Annotated in this window: 14 protein-coding genes; 6 read left to right on the forward strand and 8 right to left on the reverse strand. The window is 70.8% G+C overall.

Going from position 1 to position 14127, the window contains the following annotated elements; all coding sequences use genetic code 11:
- Positions 1 to 82: 82 nt before the first annotated feature.
- Positions 83 to 1237 carry an adenosyl-hopene transferase HpnH gene (hpnH, locus tag EU555_RS23570; RefSeq protein WP_135417663.1) on the forward strand — a complete coding sequence of 385 codons (1155 nt, stop codon included), beginning with the start codon at positions 83 to 85 and terminating at the stop codon, positions 1235 to 1237.
- On the opposite strand, the gene EU555_RS23575 is transcribed toward hpnH, so the two are convergent.
- Positions 1160 to 1900, reverse strand: coding sequence for a phosphorylase (locus EU555_RS23575; RefSeq protein WP_135417664.1), 741 nt, complete (start codon positions 1898 to 1900; stop codon positions 1160 to 1162). The two genes, hpnH and EU555_RS23575, sit on opposite strands and share 78 nt — an antisense overlap.
- Positions 1901 to 2437: 537 nt before the next feature.
- On the opposite strand from EU555_RS23575, the gene EU555_RS23580 reads away from it, so the two are divergent.
- A complete protein-coding gene (locus EU555_RS23580) occupies positions 2438 to 3874 on the forward strand; it encodes a S8 family serine peptidase (protein ID WP_135417665.1) in 1437 nt (478 codons plus the stop codon).
- Positions 3875 to 3890: 16 nt separating this feature from the next.
- On the opposite strand, the gene EU555_RS23585 is transcribed toward EU555_RS23580, so the two are convergent.
- Together EU555_RS23585 and EU555_RS23590 are read right to left on the reverse strand one after the other, a co-directional pair.
- Positions 3891 to 4127 (reverse strand): ketohydroxyglutarate aldolase, encoded by a 237-nt coding sequence (locus EU555_RS23585; RefSeq protein ID WP_135417666.1) that lies wholly within the window; start codon positions 4125 to 4127, stop codon positions 3891 to 3893.
- A gap of 289 nt (positions 4128 to 4416) precedes the next feature.
- Positions 4417 to 5649: a sensor domain-containing phosphodiesterase gene (locus tag EU555_RS23590; RefSeq protein WP_135417667.1), complete on the reverse strand. Its 1233-nt coding sequence runs from the start codon at positions 5647 to 5649 to the stop codon at positions 4417 to 4419.
- Positions 5650 to 6134: 485 nt separating this feature from the next.
- Between EU555_RS23590 and EU555_RS23595 the strand changes: the two genes are divergently transcribed.
- Positions 6135 to 6470, forward strand: coding sequence for a hypothetical protein (locus EU555_RS23595; RefSeq protein WP_135417668.1), 336 nt, complete (start codon positions 6135 to 6137; stop codon positions 6468 to 6470).
- Between the two features lie 139 nt (positions 6471 to 6609).
- Positions 6610 to 7026 carry a hypothetical protein gene (locus EU555_RS23600; RefSeq protein WP_135417669.1) on the forward strand — a complete coding sequence of 139 codons (417 nt, stop codon included), beginning with the start codon at positions 6610 to 6612 and terminating at the stop codon, positions 7024 to 7026.
- 7 nt (positions 7027 to 7033) lie between these two features.
- On the opposite strand, the gene EU555_RS36320 is transcribed toward EU555_RS23600, so the two are convergent.
- Positions 7034 to 7177: a hypothetical protein gene (locus EU555_RS36320; RefSeq protein WP_167858645.1), complete on the reverse strand. Its 144-nt coding sequence runs from the start codon at positions 7175 to 7177 to the stop codon at positions 7034 to 7036.
- Between the two features lie 420 nt (positions 7178 to 7597).
- On the reverse strand, positions 7598 to 8491 hold the full coding sequence (locus EU555_RS23605) for a 3'-5' exonuclease (protein ID WP_135417670.1): 894 nt from the start codon (positions 8489 to 8491) through the stop codon (positions 7598 to 7600).
- A gap of 533 nt (positions 8492 to 9024) precedes the next feature.
- Here EU555_RS23605 and ada point away from each other — a divergent pair.
- Positions 9025 to 10188 (forward strand): bifunctional DNA-binding transcriptional regulator/O6-methylguanine-DNA methyltransferase Ada, encoded by a 1164-nt coding sequence (gene ada / locus EU555_RS23610; RefSeq protein WP_245524450.1) that lies wholly within the window; start codon positions 9025 to 9027, stop codon positions 10186 to 10188.
- Between the two features lie 259 nt (positions 10189 to 10447).
- Positions 10448 to 10663, forward strand: a complete 216-nt coding sequence (locus EU555_RS23615; RefSeq protein ID WP_135417671.1) for a hypothetical protein — start codon at positions 10448 to 10450, stop codon at positions 10661 to 10663.
- 98 nt (positions 10664 to 10761) lie between these two features.
- Here the strand turns inward: EU555_RS23615 and EU555_RS23620 are convergent, their stop codons facing one another.
- From EU555_RS23620 to EU555_RS23630, 3 genes are all read right to left on the reverse strand, one after another.
- Complete coding sequence (locus tag EU555_RS23620) at positions 10762 to 11478, reverse strand: ribonuclease activity regulator RraA (RefSeq protein ID WP_205820986.1); 717 nt, start codon at positions 11476 to 11478, stop codon at positions 10762 to 10764.
- A 491-nt stretch (positions 11479 to 11969) separates the two neighbouring features.
- Positions 11970 to 12446: a hypothetical protein gene (locus EU555_RS23625; protein ID WP_245524451.1), complete on the reverse strand. Its 477-nt coding sequence runs from the start codon at positions 12444 to 12446 to the stop codon at positions 11970 to 11972.
- Between the two features lie 78 nt (positions 12447 to 12524).
- Complete coding sequence (locus tag EU555_RS23630; protein ID WP_135417672.1) at positions 12525 to 14111, reverse strand: ABC transporter ATP-binding protein; 1587 nt, start codon at positions 14109 to 14111, stop codon at positions 12525 to 12527.
- Positions 14112 to 14127 lie beyond the last annotated feature (16 nt).

A 14127-nucleotide genomic window follows, 5' to 3' on the forward strand; every position in this document is an offset into this window, starting at 1 on the left:
TGCTGGAAATCCGCCACTTTTTCGGCTAATCAGCGCGCTTGGCACAGCGTACAACGAACCACGACACGAAGGAGCCTTGGTCTTGGGCATTCCTCTACGGTACGTCGCGAAGATCGGCGGCTACATTCTCAAGCAGCACCTCACCGGTCGCAAGCGGTACCCGCTGGTGATGATGATGGAGCCTCTGTTCCGGTGCAATCTCGCCTGCGCGGGCTGCGGCAAGATCGACTATCCGGACGAGATCCTCAACAAGCGCCTGCCGGTCGACGAAGCACTCGAGTCGGTCCGCGAGTGCGGTGCACCCGTCGTGGTCATCGCCGGCGGCGAGCCGCTGCTGCACAAGGACCTGCCGCAGATCGTCGAGGGCATCATCGCGCAGAAGAAGTTCGCGATCGTCTGCACCAACGCTCTGCTGCTCGAGAAGAAGATCGCGCAGTACAAGCCCAGCCCGTACTTCACCTGGTCGATCCATCTCGACGGCGACAAGGAGATGCACGACCAGTCGGTGTGCCAGCGCGGCGTCTACGACAAGGCGGTGGCGGCGATCCGGAAGGCCAAGGAGATGGGCTTCCGGGTCACGATCAACTGCACCTTCTTCAACAACTCCTCGGCCGACAAGATCGCCGACTTCTTCGACAGCGTGACCCGGATGGGCATCGACGGCATCACCGTCTCCCCCGGCTACGCCTACGAGCGCGCGCCCGACCAGCAGCACTTCCTCAACCGCCGGGCCACCAAGGACCTGTTCCGCGGCGTGTTCCGCCTCGGCAAGGAGAAGGGCCGCGAGAAGTGGACCTTCCAGCAGTCGGGCCTGTTCCTGGACTTCCTGGCCGGCAACCAGACCTACCACTGCACCCCGTGGGGCAACCCGACCCGGACGGTCTTCGGCTGGCAGAAGCCGTGCTACCTGCTCGGCGAGGGCTACGCCAAGACCTTCAAGGAGCTGATGGAGACCACGGACTGGGACGCCTACGGAACCGGCAACTACGAGAAGTGCGCCGACTGCATGGTGCATTCGGGCTACGAGGCCTCCTCGGTGGTCGATTCGGTGAAGAAGCCCTGGAAGCCGCTCGTCTACGCGATGCGCGGGATCAAGACCGAGGGCGAGATGGCTCCCGAGATCTCCCTCGAGAACCAGCGCCCGGCCGAGTTCGTGTTCTCACGCAACGTCGCGCAGAAGCTCTCCGAGATCCGGGACGCCAAGGCCGACGCCAAGAAGCGCGCGACAGCGGCCTAGGGACTCGAAGGCCGCCGACGAGTCGCGGGCGAGGCGCACGAGCCCGCCCAACGTGGCGGAGCGGCGCGCCAGCGCCGCCAGGACGGCGAGGAGATCGGGCTCGCCGTCCGGCTTGAGGGCCTTGGCGATCGCCGCCGGCAGGGCGCGGTCGGCGGGGTCGCACACCACCCGCACGGCGCAGAACGGCAGGCCGTGCGCCTCCGCGAAGGCGGCCGCGACGTGGGATTCCATGTCGACCGCCGCGGCGCCGGTCTCGGCCCGCAGGACGGCCTTGGCGTGCGGCGACAGCACCGCCGCCTCCACCCCGACGAGATCGGCCTGGACCACCCGCGCCGGCGCGTCCGCCAGCCGGCGGGCGAGCGCCGCCACAACGTCGCCATGCGCCGGGTGCCGCACCCCGCCCGCGCTCACCCCCGTCGCCACCACGACGTCCCCCGGTGCCAGGTCTGGATCGAGCCCGCCGGCGATGCCGATGCTCATCACCGCCCGGCAGCCCGGGCCCCTGCGCCCCATCAGCAGGTCCCGCAGCCGCTCCGGGTTGCCGCCGGCCCCCACCGTCGCGACGCCGGGTCCCGCGGCGAGCCGCGCCTCGCGGGCCAGGCCGGTCACGGCCAGGACGGGATGCGGCCCGTTCGGGCCGGTGGTGTCCTCGACGACGATCATGCGGGAGCTGTCTCGGTGGCTTGAGGCGATACGCGCGTGCATCCCTCATACCAGAGCGGGTGCGGCGGTCCTGTGGCGTCGGTGACACGGGCGAATGCGCGCAGCGCACCGACGCCTGGGTCATGGAACGGCTGATCACGTCGGCGCCCCGCCAGGCCGGATCGAGAGAGCACGACCCGGAGAGGGGATGTCACCGGCTCCGACCCGATCAGACTGCGAAATGATAAGACACCTGGCTCGAGCCTCGAAGACAGACAGCGACGAGGATCTATTCAACGAAACTGGTGTCTTGCCCTGCAATTTATAAAAATTAAAAGTTGTAAAGATTTTCTCTCGTATCTATCGCATTTTAATCCTGAGGTAAAATCCGATAATATCTCGATATGACACACAAACTTGCATTTTTCTGTAAATGTATAATGGTATTGTCTCATATTGATCTTAGTCGCCATTGGCGAGGCCATTGAGATTTTTTCTTGATTCAGGCTTGATTTGAAATACAATCGCGATAATCAAAAGATCTAAGGGGAGAACTCTATGGCAGTGTCCGGCGGCCCGGCCAAGCCTCCCGGCCGGCGCGTGCGCCTGAGCGCACCACCTCCAACGATCCCGGATCCTCCACCAGTTCGCCCCGAGCCGACCGGTTCGGCGGCGGGGCCGAGAACGACCGGCCGCACCATCGTCATCTTCAAGACGGAGACGCCGAAGACCGAGATCAGGTCGACCCTGAACAGGCTCGCTGGGATCAATGAACTGGTCACCAGCGCGGATGCCGGCGGCAATGCGGCAGCCCTGGCGGCGCTTGACGACGCGAAGGCGGTTCATTTCGAGCGGCTCGGCATCGCGATCCTCGACAAGCAGGATGCCCTTCCGGGGCTGATGGCCGCCGCTGCGGGTGCCGGCGGCCCGATCATGACCGTCGAGCCGGAATACATCGCGCATCTGTGCTCGCAGGGCGGCCTCAGTCGGGATTACCTGAAAGGATTCCGGGACGCGGCCGCACGGCTGTACGACGAGGCCGGCAACGGCGACGCCGCACCCGCGGCGTCCGCGGCTCCGGCCGGTCCTCTCGCCTTCGCCGATACGGCACAATTCACCTGGGGCCTTCAAGCCACGGGCGCGAGCGTCTCGCGCTTCACCGGGCGGGGCGCCAAGGTCGCCATCCTAGACACCGGCGTGGATCTGCAGCACCGGGATTTCCTGGGCCGCCTCAACAACAACAGCTCGTTCGTCGAGAATGTCGAGACGGTGCAGGACATCCACGGCCACGGCACCCATTGCGTCGGCACCGCCTGCGGCTCCGCACGGCCGGCGACCGGGGTGCGCCGTTACGGCGTCGCCCCGGATGCGCAGATCTACGTCGCCAAAGTCTTCAACGATGCGCCGCGGCCGGAAGCCTTGACGGCCGACGTGATCGCAGCGCTGGAATGGGCCGTGGAGAACGGGTGCCACGTCGCGTCGCTGTCCCTGGGCGTCGCGATCGACCAGGAGATCGAGCAATACAGGGAACCCATACGACGGGCCCTGCTGGCGGGCACCCTGGTGATCGCGGCGGCCGGCAACAACGCCAACCGGCCGGGCCTGCCCGGATTCGACTCGCGCTACCCGGCCACGAACGGCTTCGTGGAGGCGCCGGCTAACGCGTCCGACGCCATGGCCGTGGCGGCGGTCGACGCCCAGCTCCGCCTGGCGGCCTTCTCGTCGCGCAGCAGCCGCGTCACCGGAGCCGGGGGCATCGTGAACGTCGCGGCGCCTGGTGTGAATGTATTCTCCAGCGTGCCGACCGCCCTCGGAACGCATGCTGCCTTAGACGGGACGAGCATGGCCACACCGCATGTCGCAGGCATCGCGGCGCTCTGGCACCGGGCCACCGGCCTGACGGGGGCGGCGCTCTGGGCGAAGGTCGTCCAGAGTGTTCGACCGCTCGACATCGCCTCGGCCGATGTCGGCTCCGGACTCGTGCAGGCGCCGTAACGACGGCGTCCGCATGTCAGGTGAGGCGCGACCCGGACGGAGGAAGCCGGGCCGCCGTCTCCTCCGCCACGCTCGTCACCCCTTGGACCGAAGCGAGCGCAGCGGTCTCGGTGGAATCGAACCGTCCGGAGATGATGCCAGTCAGGGGAAGGACCCGCTCTACGGCCATGCCCTTGTCGGCGAGGCGTGCGGCCACATCCCGGATTTTCGGGAGCGCCTCGTCCGACACGGTGACGATGATCGACCTGACCATGCGCGGGCTCTCGGCTGTGCTGCGGCAGCGGCGACCTCACCGTGAGGCACTGCTTCTGCGACAAGTCGCGGGTGCCGACTATGATCCCGTCGAAGCGAGAAATAAAGCCGTGCACCGGACGCTGCGCGAGGACATGCTCCGTTGCGTCCTCCTCCTTCACCGCTCTGGAGCCGCGGCCTGTCGTGGTCCCCTGTCGCGAGCCATGCGGGCGCTGCTCCACGGCGCGCACCGGCGCGCCTCTCGCCGGAATGCCGAGACCGGTCGATGCCGGCAGTCCTGAGAAGACGGCTCAGGCCCCCGTGAGCGCCTCCGGACCCGTCAGCGGCAGGGCCGCCGCCTCGTCGAGCGGCATCGGCCGGCCGGTCAGGAAGCCCTGGACGCGCGTCACGCCGATCCCCTGCAGCACCGCGTACTCGGCTTCGGTCTCGACGCCCTCGGCGACGATCTCGCAACCGATGCGGCGGCCGTAGCCCGTGAGCGCCTCGGTCAGGGCCCGGCGGGCGGAATCGGCGTCGATGTTCCGGATCAGGCTCATGTCGAGCTTGATGAACTCGGGCGCCAGGTCGAGGACGTGACGGAGCGTCGCGTGGCCGGCCCCGACATCGTCGATCGCGAGCCCGAGGCCCTGGCTGCGGAACGGTCCCAGCACCTCCCGCAGGCGCGCGTAGGACGCGACCGCCGCGTGCTCGGTGAGCTCGACGACCAGCCGGTCGAACGGGACGCCCGAAAGGATCCCGGCGAGCCCGGGCGAGGCGAGGGCGGCCGGCGACAGGTTGACCGACAGCTTGACCCGGGGCGGCAGGTCGGGGAGTGCGGCCAGGGCCTTCCGGAGCGCGAGGAACTCGAGCGCTTCGCCGAGGCCGACCTCGGCGGCGTCCGAGAACCAGGCATCGGGGCTCCGCCCCAGGGCGGGCTCGAAGCGCGCCAGGGCCTCGAAGGCGGCGAGGCTCCCGTCGGCGGTGCGGTAGATCGGCTGGAACACCAGCGCGAGGGCCTCGGCGTCGATCGTCCCGGCGATGCGCCGGCGCTTCGCGGCCCGCTCGCGCGCCGCGTCGCCGTCCTTCTGCAGGATCGAATCGATCATGTCCGCACACAGGCGCAGGACGCCGAGATCCCGGGTCGTGAGGCTGCGATCCGGCGTGTAGCTGAAGCAGCACACCGTCCCGTAGGGCTCGCCGTCGCCGTGCCGGAGCGGAACGCTCAGATGAGCCCCGACCGGCAGGTCGCGGGTGACCGGCATCTGCGCGGCGACCGGATTCTCGGACGCGTCGTGCATCAGCCCGGGCATCAGGCCCTTGGCCACGTAGTAGCAGAAGCTCTGCTCCAGCGGCGCATGCGCGCCCACCACCACGGGGTTGTGCGGCGAATCGGTATCCGAGACGCGAAAGACACGGTCGCCCGCGACGAACTCCGAGATGAAGCCGACATCCATCGCCAGATGCCGGCGGACGGCGCGAAGGACCGACAGGATCTGGTCGCTGACGCTTCCGGACTGGTCGCCAAACACTGAGCGCAGAGGCATCGTTCAACCCGACCTAGCGATGGGCACCGTTTCGTCATTCCGGATGAGGAATTTACTCTTGACAGCGTGCCACGGATGCTGAGAAATTACTCTTATTTTTACGTATTATCCGACTTCATGCGAGCATCAGGAATGCATTGACCAGGGCGCCGGCATCTCCGCCCGGGCCTTGATCGCCAGGGCATCACAGCAATCTGGCAGTCCAGCCGGGCGACGGCCCTGCGCAGAAACAACTCCCGCAGTCGAGCAATACAACTTCAGGTCTTTGCACGCTGAATGGCGGGCTAGATCCTCAGGGTCAGGACGGACCGCTCTACCGAGTATTGACTTCCGCCCGACATGCATGTTGCGCCACCAGCATAGATTTGACATGATTACCTGGCGAGCTACGGCCAGTCGGCCCAACCAGAGAAGCCACCATGCTCGGTCCGGATACCCACACGAGTCAGCGCTGTCCAGACATCCGAGAGTCCGAAGGCCTGAGCATGGCGCCGGAACCGCTCCGAGCACTCCTCGACAAGCTCGAGCGCGCCGCGGTCGACTTGGCGGAAGGGGTGAACACGCGCGAGACGATGCACGCGCTGCGCAGCGCCCTGTCCGACATCTGCGCATTGACGGAGACCAATCCGAAAGTGCTGCGCGCCGTGCGGCGGGTCGCGGTCGCGGGCGAGCGTCTGGCGGAGATGGCTGCCCTGCCGCCGCGCTCGCGGACGGAGATCGCGGCCCGCAGCGCCGTCGCCCGCGCCCTCGCGAGCCTGACCGCGGCCCTGGTCGACACGCGCCCGAGCCGGATCGCCGTGAGCCTCGGCCGGGGCTGGTAGCCGAGCGCGGCCCGCAGGCCCGGCCGAACGCCGGCACGGGAGGGAGACCATTCCTTGTGAAAGTCCCGGTTGAGCGTGAACGGTAGGAAAGGTCCGCCGGTCGCGGCTCCTTCGTCACCCCAGGCCCGGGCAGGCCATCATGCAGCGCGGCTCCGAGGACAACCGCAACCGGGCGCTCGCCGTCCTCGCGGGGCTCTGCGCCCTCGCGCTCCTCGGCCTCCCGACCGGGCGGGGCGCCTGGCGCGATCCCGTCCTCAACGCGCGCGGTGCGCTGGCCGACGCCTTCCTGCACGGGCGGCTGTGGATCGAACGCTGCCCGGAGATCGATTGCGCCCTGTTCCAGGGCCGGCCCTCCGTGATCTTCCCGCCGCTGCCGGCGCTCGTGGCTCTGCCCGTCATCGCCGTGTTCGGGTTTCCGGGCTTCGAGGGCTTCGTGCTGCTGGCAATCCTCGCGGGCGTGAGCCTGTGGGCCTGGCACCGCATCTTCCGGGCACTCGACGCCGAGGATGCCGACGCGCTCTGGCCCATCGCGACGATCGCCTTCGCGCGCCCGTAGTTCCAGGTCACCCTGCGCTCGGAGGGGGTGTGGTCCTACGCCCAGTCGGTCCCAGCATGAGGAACAGCATCAGGACGTCGCGGCGCAGGATCGCCGCCACGTCCTCGACGAGGAGGTCGGTGCGCCGCAGCGTGCCGTCGAGGTCGACCACGAGGGGCGCCAGCGGGCCCTCGTCCCGCCCCGGGATCGCCGCGATGTCGGGCCCGGGCCCTGGACGGCCCGCCGGGGCCGGGCTTGCCGCCGGAGAACTCGTCAGGGAAGGGACGTGCCAGGAAGGGACTTGCCAAGGACACCGTTCCGGCCCGCGATTCGGTGATCTCGGCCCAGGCTATGACGGCGTAGGGGCTGCCAGTCTCTAAGTGCACCTCACACAACTCCCGCTGCGCCGAGGCCGCCACACCGAGCAAGGCCGGCGATCGGGAGTTCTGTGAGAGACACTTAATCGGGCCCGAAGTGAGCGTTCCGTCGCGCATCAGGATGATCGCCGGGTGACGCGGCCGGCGGAATTTCGCCGATCCCCGGCAAGACTTCGTTCATCAAGACTCTGTTCATCATGCCGGGGACGGCTTCGTCACGATTCCGGATCGGCCCGGGTCGAGAAGCGGTCGCGGGCGGTGAAGCGGTCGGCGGGCAGGGCGGTGGCCGGCGCGCCGCGGTAGATCTCGCGCGAGAGGAACGAGCGCTCGATCTCGATCTGCTCCTCGTCGAGGTCGACGTACCAGCAGCGGCGCCGGGGCGACCAGCGGTAGTTGCGGTCCTTGAGCCGGTCCTTGAGGGCGATCGGCGCGTCCGAGGCCCAGAGCCGCACGGTCGGCCGCCGCGCCGCCTCGAGGAGGGCGGCGAGCGCCAGGCGCCCCGAGGCCCGCAGCGGCCGGGCGAGGATCGCGAGCAACGCCTCGCAATCGTCGATCGCCCGGTGGCCGTTGTGGAAGTGGCCGTGATCGGCGAGCAGGTGGCCGAGCCGCATCCCCTCGTGGCCTTCCGCCCGCCAGGGGATCTGGTGGCAGGAGCAGGCCCAGTTGCGCGAGACGAAGATCGGCCAGCGGCGCTCGCACATCTGCCGGTCGAAGCGGGCGTTGTGGGCGATGACGACCCGCGCCTCCGCGGCGAGCGCCGCCACCGCCTCGTCGTCGATGCGCTGCCCGGCCACGTCGGCGTCGGTGATGCCGGTGAGACGCACGACCGCCTCGGGGATCGGGCCGGAGGGCTCGTGGAGCTGGTTGAACCGCTCGAGCACCCGATAGATCCGGCCGCTGGCGCCGTACTCGAACTTGACGATGCCGAGCTCGATCACCTCGTCGGCCGCAACGTCGATCCCGGTGGTCTCGGTGTCGAGGATCAGCCCGACGAAGGTCGGCTCGTCGGCCGGCTCGGGCGGGGGCACGAAGGGGCTCAAGCGGCGCAGCACCCGGTAGTCGCCGGTGCGCTCCAGGATGGCGGCGATGTCGTCGAGGGCGTCGGTCACGCGGCGTGTCACCCCGGGATCGCAGGCGGCCGCGCCTCGGCGGCGCGTGTCGTTGCTTGGCTCCCCGGCTTACCCCCGGCCCGAGCGCCCAGCCAAGAGCCTGCCGGCCACGCTCCACCGCATTCGCAGCCGGCGAAGGAGCGCCTGGCGGCCAGGCCCCGACAGATCCGCATCTCGCCCGACCAGTGCAAGACACTGTCATGCATTGCGTTTCCTAGAAGGAGCGCATCGCGCCATTCGGAGAGGCGAACCGTCCCATCCGCCACCGGCTCCCGCAAAGAAAACCCGCTGCCGCGAGGCAGCGGGGGAAGTGGAGGAGATCCGAGAGACAAGCCCCACGCCGGCAGGGGAGGAGACAGGGCCGGCGGGTGCGTCGGGGCGGCTCCATGCCGCCCGACCTGTGCCCAACCATCCGGGGCTACCCCGGTTTCGGGGGCGGCGGCGGAAACGCGTCGGGAGTAAACCTGTGGCAAACGGGAGCGCGGAATTCGGCAGCAAGCGCCGGGATGCGCGGCTCGGGGAAGGAAGCCAGGATGGCCGCATCGTCCAACGAGGGGCACAGGATCATGCGCAACCCGGATCTCGACCTCGCGGCCGTCGGCCGAAACCCGCTCGCGCAGGACCTGTCCCGGCAAGACCCGCCGCAGGACGACGCCGCGCGCTTCGCGGCCATCGCCCGCCGCGACCGGTCGGCGGACGGCCACTTCGTCTACGCGGTGCGCACGACCGGCGTGTATTGCCGGCCGAGCTGCGCCGCCCGGCCGGCCCGGCCCGAGAATGTCAGCTTCCACCCGACCTGCGCGGCGGCGGAAGCGGCGGGGTTCCGCGCCTGCAGGCGCTGCCGGCCGAACGAGGCGAGCCTCGCCGAGCGGCAGGCCGCGTCGGTGGCCCGGGCCTGCCGGCGGATCGAGGCGGCGGAGACGCCGCCGGCGCTGGCCGCCCTCGCCGCGGAGGCGGGCCTGAGCCCCTACCACTTCCACCGCGTGTTCAAGCAGGTCACCGGGGTGACGCCGCGGGCCTATGCGGCGGCCCGCCGCGCGACGCGGGTGGCGGAGGGCCTGCGGCAGGCCGGGACGGTGACGGAGGCGATCTACGAGGCGGGCTATTCCGCGGCGAGCCGGTTCTACGCCGCCTCGACCGCGCGCCTCGGCATGACGCCCACCGCCTATCGCCGGGGCGGCGAGGGGACGGCGATCCGCTTCGCGGTCGGCGCCTGCTCGCTCGGCCACGTCCTGGTGGCGGCGACCGCGTCGGGGGTCTGCGCGATCCTGCTCGGGGACGATCCCGAAACCCTGGTGCGCGACGTCCAGGACCGCTTCCCGAAGGCGGTGCTCACCGGGGGCGACCGGGACTTCGAGGCGGTGGTGGCGCAGGCCGTCGGCCTCGTCGAGGCACCCGGATCTGCCTCGACCCTGCCGCTCGACATCGGCGGCACGGCGTTCCAGCAGCGGGTGTGGCAGGCCCTGCGGGCGATCCCGCCGGGGCGCACCGCGACCTACGCCGAGGTGGCGCAGGCGATCGGTGCGCCGTCCGCCGCCCGGGCGGTGGCGCTCGCCTGCGGCGCCAACGCCATCGCGGTGGCGATCCCCTGCCACCGGGTGGTGCGCCAGGACGGCAGCCTCTCGGGCTACCGCTGGGGCGTCGCGCGCAAGCGGGCGCTGCTCGACCGGGAGCGGGAGGCGGCGGACCGGTCCTGACGGGGTCCCGGCGCGGACGAGTTCCCTCGCAGCGCGGCGTCCCGATCGATCTGCCGGTCCGGAGGCCGGCATTGCGACGGGCCCTTCGCGGAACAGCGGCAGCCGTCAGACTCCCTTAAGGCAGGTCGGACGTGAATTTGCGCAGGGACGGATCGCCAGGGCAGGATCGGCGTTCCTTCATCGGTTCTCGTCGCGCCGGTTGCGCGGCCGGCGCCGATGGAAAAGAATCCGCGCGAGCCTCCCCCAGGAGCGCAGTCCCATGTCGTGCCGCCACAACGCCGTCGCCCCCCTGCCGCACCTGATCGCGACGGCGCCGTCCCACCTGCGCAAGTGGCGCCGCTTCCCGCGCGACCTGCCGCGGGCGGCCAACGACAATGCCCGCCCGGGCTCCGCCGCCGAGGCCGGCCTGTGGGCCGCCGCCCTCGGGGCCACCGCCACCATGGTGGCGGTGCTGATGGTCGGGATGATGCTCTAGGGACGCGCCGGGTCCGGGCGCGCTCTCCGCGCCCGGTCCTCTTTCGCCAAGCCGGCGCGCTCTCGGCGCCCGGCCCTCTTTCGCCAAGCCGGCGCGCGTCAGCGCCCGGTCTTCTGGCGCCAAGCCGCGAAGTCGGCCTTGGCATGCTCGTCGATCAGCGGGTAGAGACCGATCACGGCGCGGCCGTTCTGGACCTCCTCGAGCACGAAATCCTCGAACACCGTCATCTCGGCGGCTTCCGCCGCGACCTCGTCGGCGAGCGCCGCCGGGATCACGATCACGCCCTCTCCGTCGCCCACCACCACGTCACCCGGCCAGACCGCGACGTCGCCGCAGCCGATCGGCACGTTGATGTCGAGGGCCTGGTGCAGGGTCAGGTTGGTCGGGGCCGAGGGACGGTTGTGGTAGGCCGGGAAGGGCAGGGCGCCGATCTCAGGCGAATCGCGAAAACCGCCATCGGTGACGACGCCGGCCGCGCCCCGCTTCATCAGCCGCGTCACCAGGATCGCGCCGGCGGAAGCCGCGCGCGGGTTCTTGCGGCTGTCCATCACCAGCACCGCGCCCTCCGGGCACTGGTCGACGGCGACGCGCTGCGGGTGGGCCGGGTCGCGGAACACCGCCAGGGTGTTCAGGTCCTCCCGGGCCGGGATGTAGCGCAGGGTATAGGCCTCGCCGACCATCGTCCCGGCATTCGGGTTGAGGGGGCGCACGTCCTGGATGAACTGGTTGCGCAGACCGCGCTTGAACAGGGCGGTGGCCAGGGTCGCGGTGCTGACGGTCTTCAGCGTGGCGCGGGTCTGGGGGCTCAGGGGCATCGGGGCTCTCCGGTCGGGGGCGCGGCCGCGCGCGACGGGCCGGACCCGCGGGATCGCCGCGGCCATGCCGCCCGCCCCCGATCCTCCCGCCGCACCGGACGGCTTCGCCGCTCCGCAGCCGCCCGCAAGGCGGCCTGTGACGGGCGCATTGAAGCACTAATGTTTTAGTACATCAACCGGGATGACGGGAAATTCGGCGCGCACATGAACCCTCCCTCCACGGAACCCGGGCCTGCCCGAGTTCCGCCTCTCCTTGCCCGACTTGGGTTGGGGGCGGATGCCCGGCGGATGCGGGGCGGGAACGCCGCTTCCGGAGAGGTCGCGATCCAGATGGCGGGCGCCCTATCCCCAATCGTCGCGCTACCCCTCTCGGCGGGACTTCGTCCCGCTGCGCTCACTCCGTTCGCCACCCTCCCCCGCAGAGGGGGGAGGGTTGATCTCGTGCCTCATCCGGCACAGGGGTCGGGCTGCCTCCCGGCGAGCCCCCCGCCTTACTTCTTGCGGGGCGCCGGCGGCGGGGGCGCCGGGGGCTCCTGGTCGGCCTCGCCGCCGCCGATGGTGGTCTTGATGGCGAAGGCCGCGAGCGGGCTCGCGACGTCGACCAGCTCGGCCTTGGTCAGGCCGTCCTTCGGATCGTAGGCGCCGACCAGCATCACGGTCCGGTTCTCGTTCCTGGCGAGGTCGAGGCCGTCGCCCGCCACGGTCAGCGGCTTGCCGGCGATCTCCTCGGCCTTCGGGTCGTTGGTGAACAGCACCATGACCTTGCCGTCCTTCACCACGCCGACGTAGCAGGTCTCGGCCGGATTCCGGCACGGGAAGAGCGCCGCGGCGATCGGGTCGGGCTGCGGCGCGGGCGCCTCCTTCGGCGGCGGTCCCTTCGGCGGGCCTTTGGGGGCCGGCTGGGCGGCGGCCGGGATGGCGGCGGCCGTGAGGGCGAGCAGCGTGACGGCGAGCGCGGGGCGGATCAATCTCGTCTCCTGAGCCTTGTCCTTTCGGAAGGTCGCGAAGTGGCGCGGCGGGACCGGGCAATCAAGGGCCGGGGCGCCTCACGCCTGCGCGAGATCGGCCGCGGCGACGAGGGCCCGGGTATAGGCCTCGCGCGGGCGCTCGAGCACCGAATCGGTCGGGCCGCGCTCGACCGCGCGGCCGTCGCGCAGCACCAGCACGGTATCGGCCAGCGCCCGCACCACCGCGAGGTCGTGGGAGATGAACAGATAGGCGAGGCCGTGCGCCACCTGCAGGTCGCGCAGCAGGGCGACGATGTCGCGCTGCACCGTGCGGTCGAGGGCGGAGGTCGGCTCGTCGAGGACGACGAGACGCGGGCGCAAGGCCAGTGCCCGGGCGATGGCGATGCGCTGGCGCTGCCCACCCGAGAAGGCGTGCGGGAAGCGGTGGCGCCAGGCGGGGTCGAGGCGCACCTCGCGAAACGCCTCCGCCGCCCGCGCGTCGCGGTCCGCCGCGCTCAGGTGAGGCTCGTGGACCCGCAGGCCCTCCGCGACGATCTCGCCGGCGGTGAGGCGGGGCGAGAGCGAGCCCATCGGGTCCTGGAACACCGGCTGGAAGCCCCGGCGCAGGGGCCTCAAGGAAGCGCGGTCGAGGCCGGTGAGGTCGCGGTCCTCGAACCGCACCAGGCCGTGGGCGGCGGGTTCGAGGCGCAGGACCGCCCGGCCGAGGCTCGACTTGCCCGAGCCCGATTCGCCGACGATTCCGAGGGTCTGGCCCGCCCGTAAAGTGAGGTCGATGCCCGCGACCGCGAGGCGCGGGGCATCGGCCCGGAGCCAGCGCCGAGGGCCCGGATAGGCGACCGAGACGCCCCGCGCCTCCAGCACCACCGGCGCCCCCTCCGGCACCGGGCCCTTGCGCCCGGCGGGCTCGGCGGCGAGGAGGTCGCGGGTCTCGGGCGCCTGCGGATCGGAGAACAGCCGCCCGGTCGGGCCGGTCTCGACGAGGCGGCCGGCCCGCAGCACCGCGGTGCGCTCGGCGATGCGCCGCACCAGCCGCAGGTCGTGGGTGATGAACAGGAGGGCGAGCCCGAGGCGTTCCTTCAGGTCGGCGAGCAGCGCCAGGATCTGGGCCTGCACGGTGACGTCGAGCGCCGTGGTCGGCTCGTCGGCGATGAGGAGGTCGGGCTCGCCGGCGAGCGCCATCGCGATCATCACCCGCTGGCGCTCGCCGCCCGACAATTCATGGGGAAAGGCGGAGAGGCGCGCGGCAGCGTCGCGCAGGCCCACGAGGCCGAGGAGCTCGCCCGCCCGGGCGGCCGCCTGGCGCCGGCTCATGCCGCGATGGGCGCGCAACGGCAGGGCGATCTGGTGGCCGACGGTGAAGAGCGGGTCGAGGGCGGTCATCGGCTCCTGGAACACCAGGCCGATGCGGGCGCCGCGGATCCGGTCGAGGGCGGGGCGCTTCAGCCCGGTCAGCTCGGTCCCGTCGAAGCGCACCGAGCCCGACACCCGCGCCTGCGGCGGCAGGAGGCCGGTGACGGCAAGCGCGACCTGGCTCTTGCCCGAGCCCGATTCGCCGACGAGGGCCAGGGTCTCGCCGCGGGCGAGGTCGAGGTCGAGGCCGTCGAGGGCCGTCACCCCGGCCCGCTCGTAGCGCACGGTGAGGCCGCGCAGGGCGAGAAGGCTCATGGCTGAGGGCTCACGG

This window comes from Methylobacterium nonmethylotrophicum (genome assembly GCF_004745635.1).
In the GTDB taxonomy this organism is placed as follows: domain Bacteria; phylum Pseudomonadota; class Alphaproteobacteria; order Rhizobiales; family Beijerinckiaceae; genus Methylobacterium; species Methylobacterium nonmethylotrophicum.

What these genes read in the sequence shown, in the direction of transcription:
- EU555_RS23575 (WP_135417664.1), bottom strand. Translation starts at nt 1,900, where the DNA reads ATGATCGTCGTCGAGGACACCACCGGCCCGAACGGGCCGCATCCCGTC.
- EU555_RS23580 (WP_135417665.1), top strand. Translation starts at nt 2,438, where the DNA reads ATGGCAGTGTCCGGCGGCCCGGCCAAGCCTCCCGGCCGGCGCGTGCGC.
- EU555_RS23585 (WP_135417666.1), bottom strand. Translation starts at nt 4,127, where the DNA reads ATGGTCAGGTCGATCATCGTCACCGTGTCGGACGAGGCGCTCCCGAAA.
- EU555_RS23590 (WP_135417667.1), bottom strand. Translation starts at nt 5,649, where the DNA reads ATGCCTCTGCGCTCAGTGTTTGGCGACCAGTCCGGAAGCGTCAGCGAC.
- EU555_RS23595 (WP_135417668.1), top strand. Translation starts at nt 6,135, where the DNA reads ATGGCGCCGGAACCGCTCCGAGCACTCCTCGACAAGCTCGAGCGCGCC.
- EU555_RS23600 (WP_135417669.1), top strand. Translation starts at nt 6,610, where the DNA reads ATGCAGCGCGGCTCCGAGGACAACCGCAACCGGGCGCTCGCCGTCCTC.
- ada (WP_245524450.1), top strand. Translation starts at nt 9,025, where the DNA reads ATGGCCGCATCGTCCAACGAGGGGCACAGGATCATGCGCAACCCGGAT.
- EU555_RS23615 (WP_135417671.1), top strand. Translation starts at nt 10,448, where the DNA reads ATGTCGTGCCGCCACAACGCCGTCGCCCCCCTGCCGCACCTGATCGCG.
- EU555_RS23620 (WP_205820986.1), bottom strand. Translation starts at nt 11,478, where the DNA reads ATGCCCCTGAGCCCCCAGACCCGCGCCACGCTGAAGACCGTCAGCACC.
- EU555_RS23630 (WP_135417672.1), bottom strand. Translation starts at nt 14,111, where the DNA reads ATGAGCCTTCTCGCCCTGCGCGGCCTCACCGTGCGCTACGAGCGGGCC.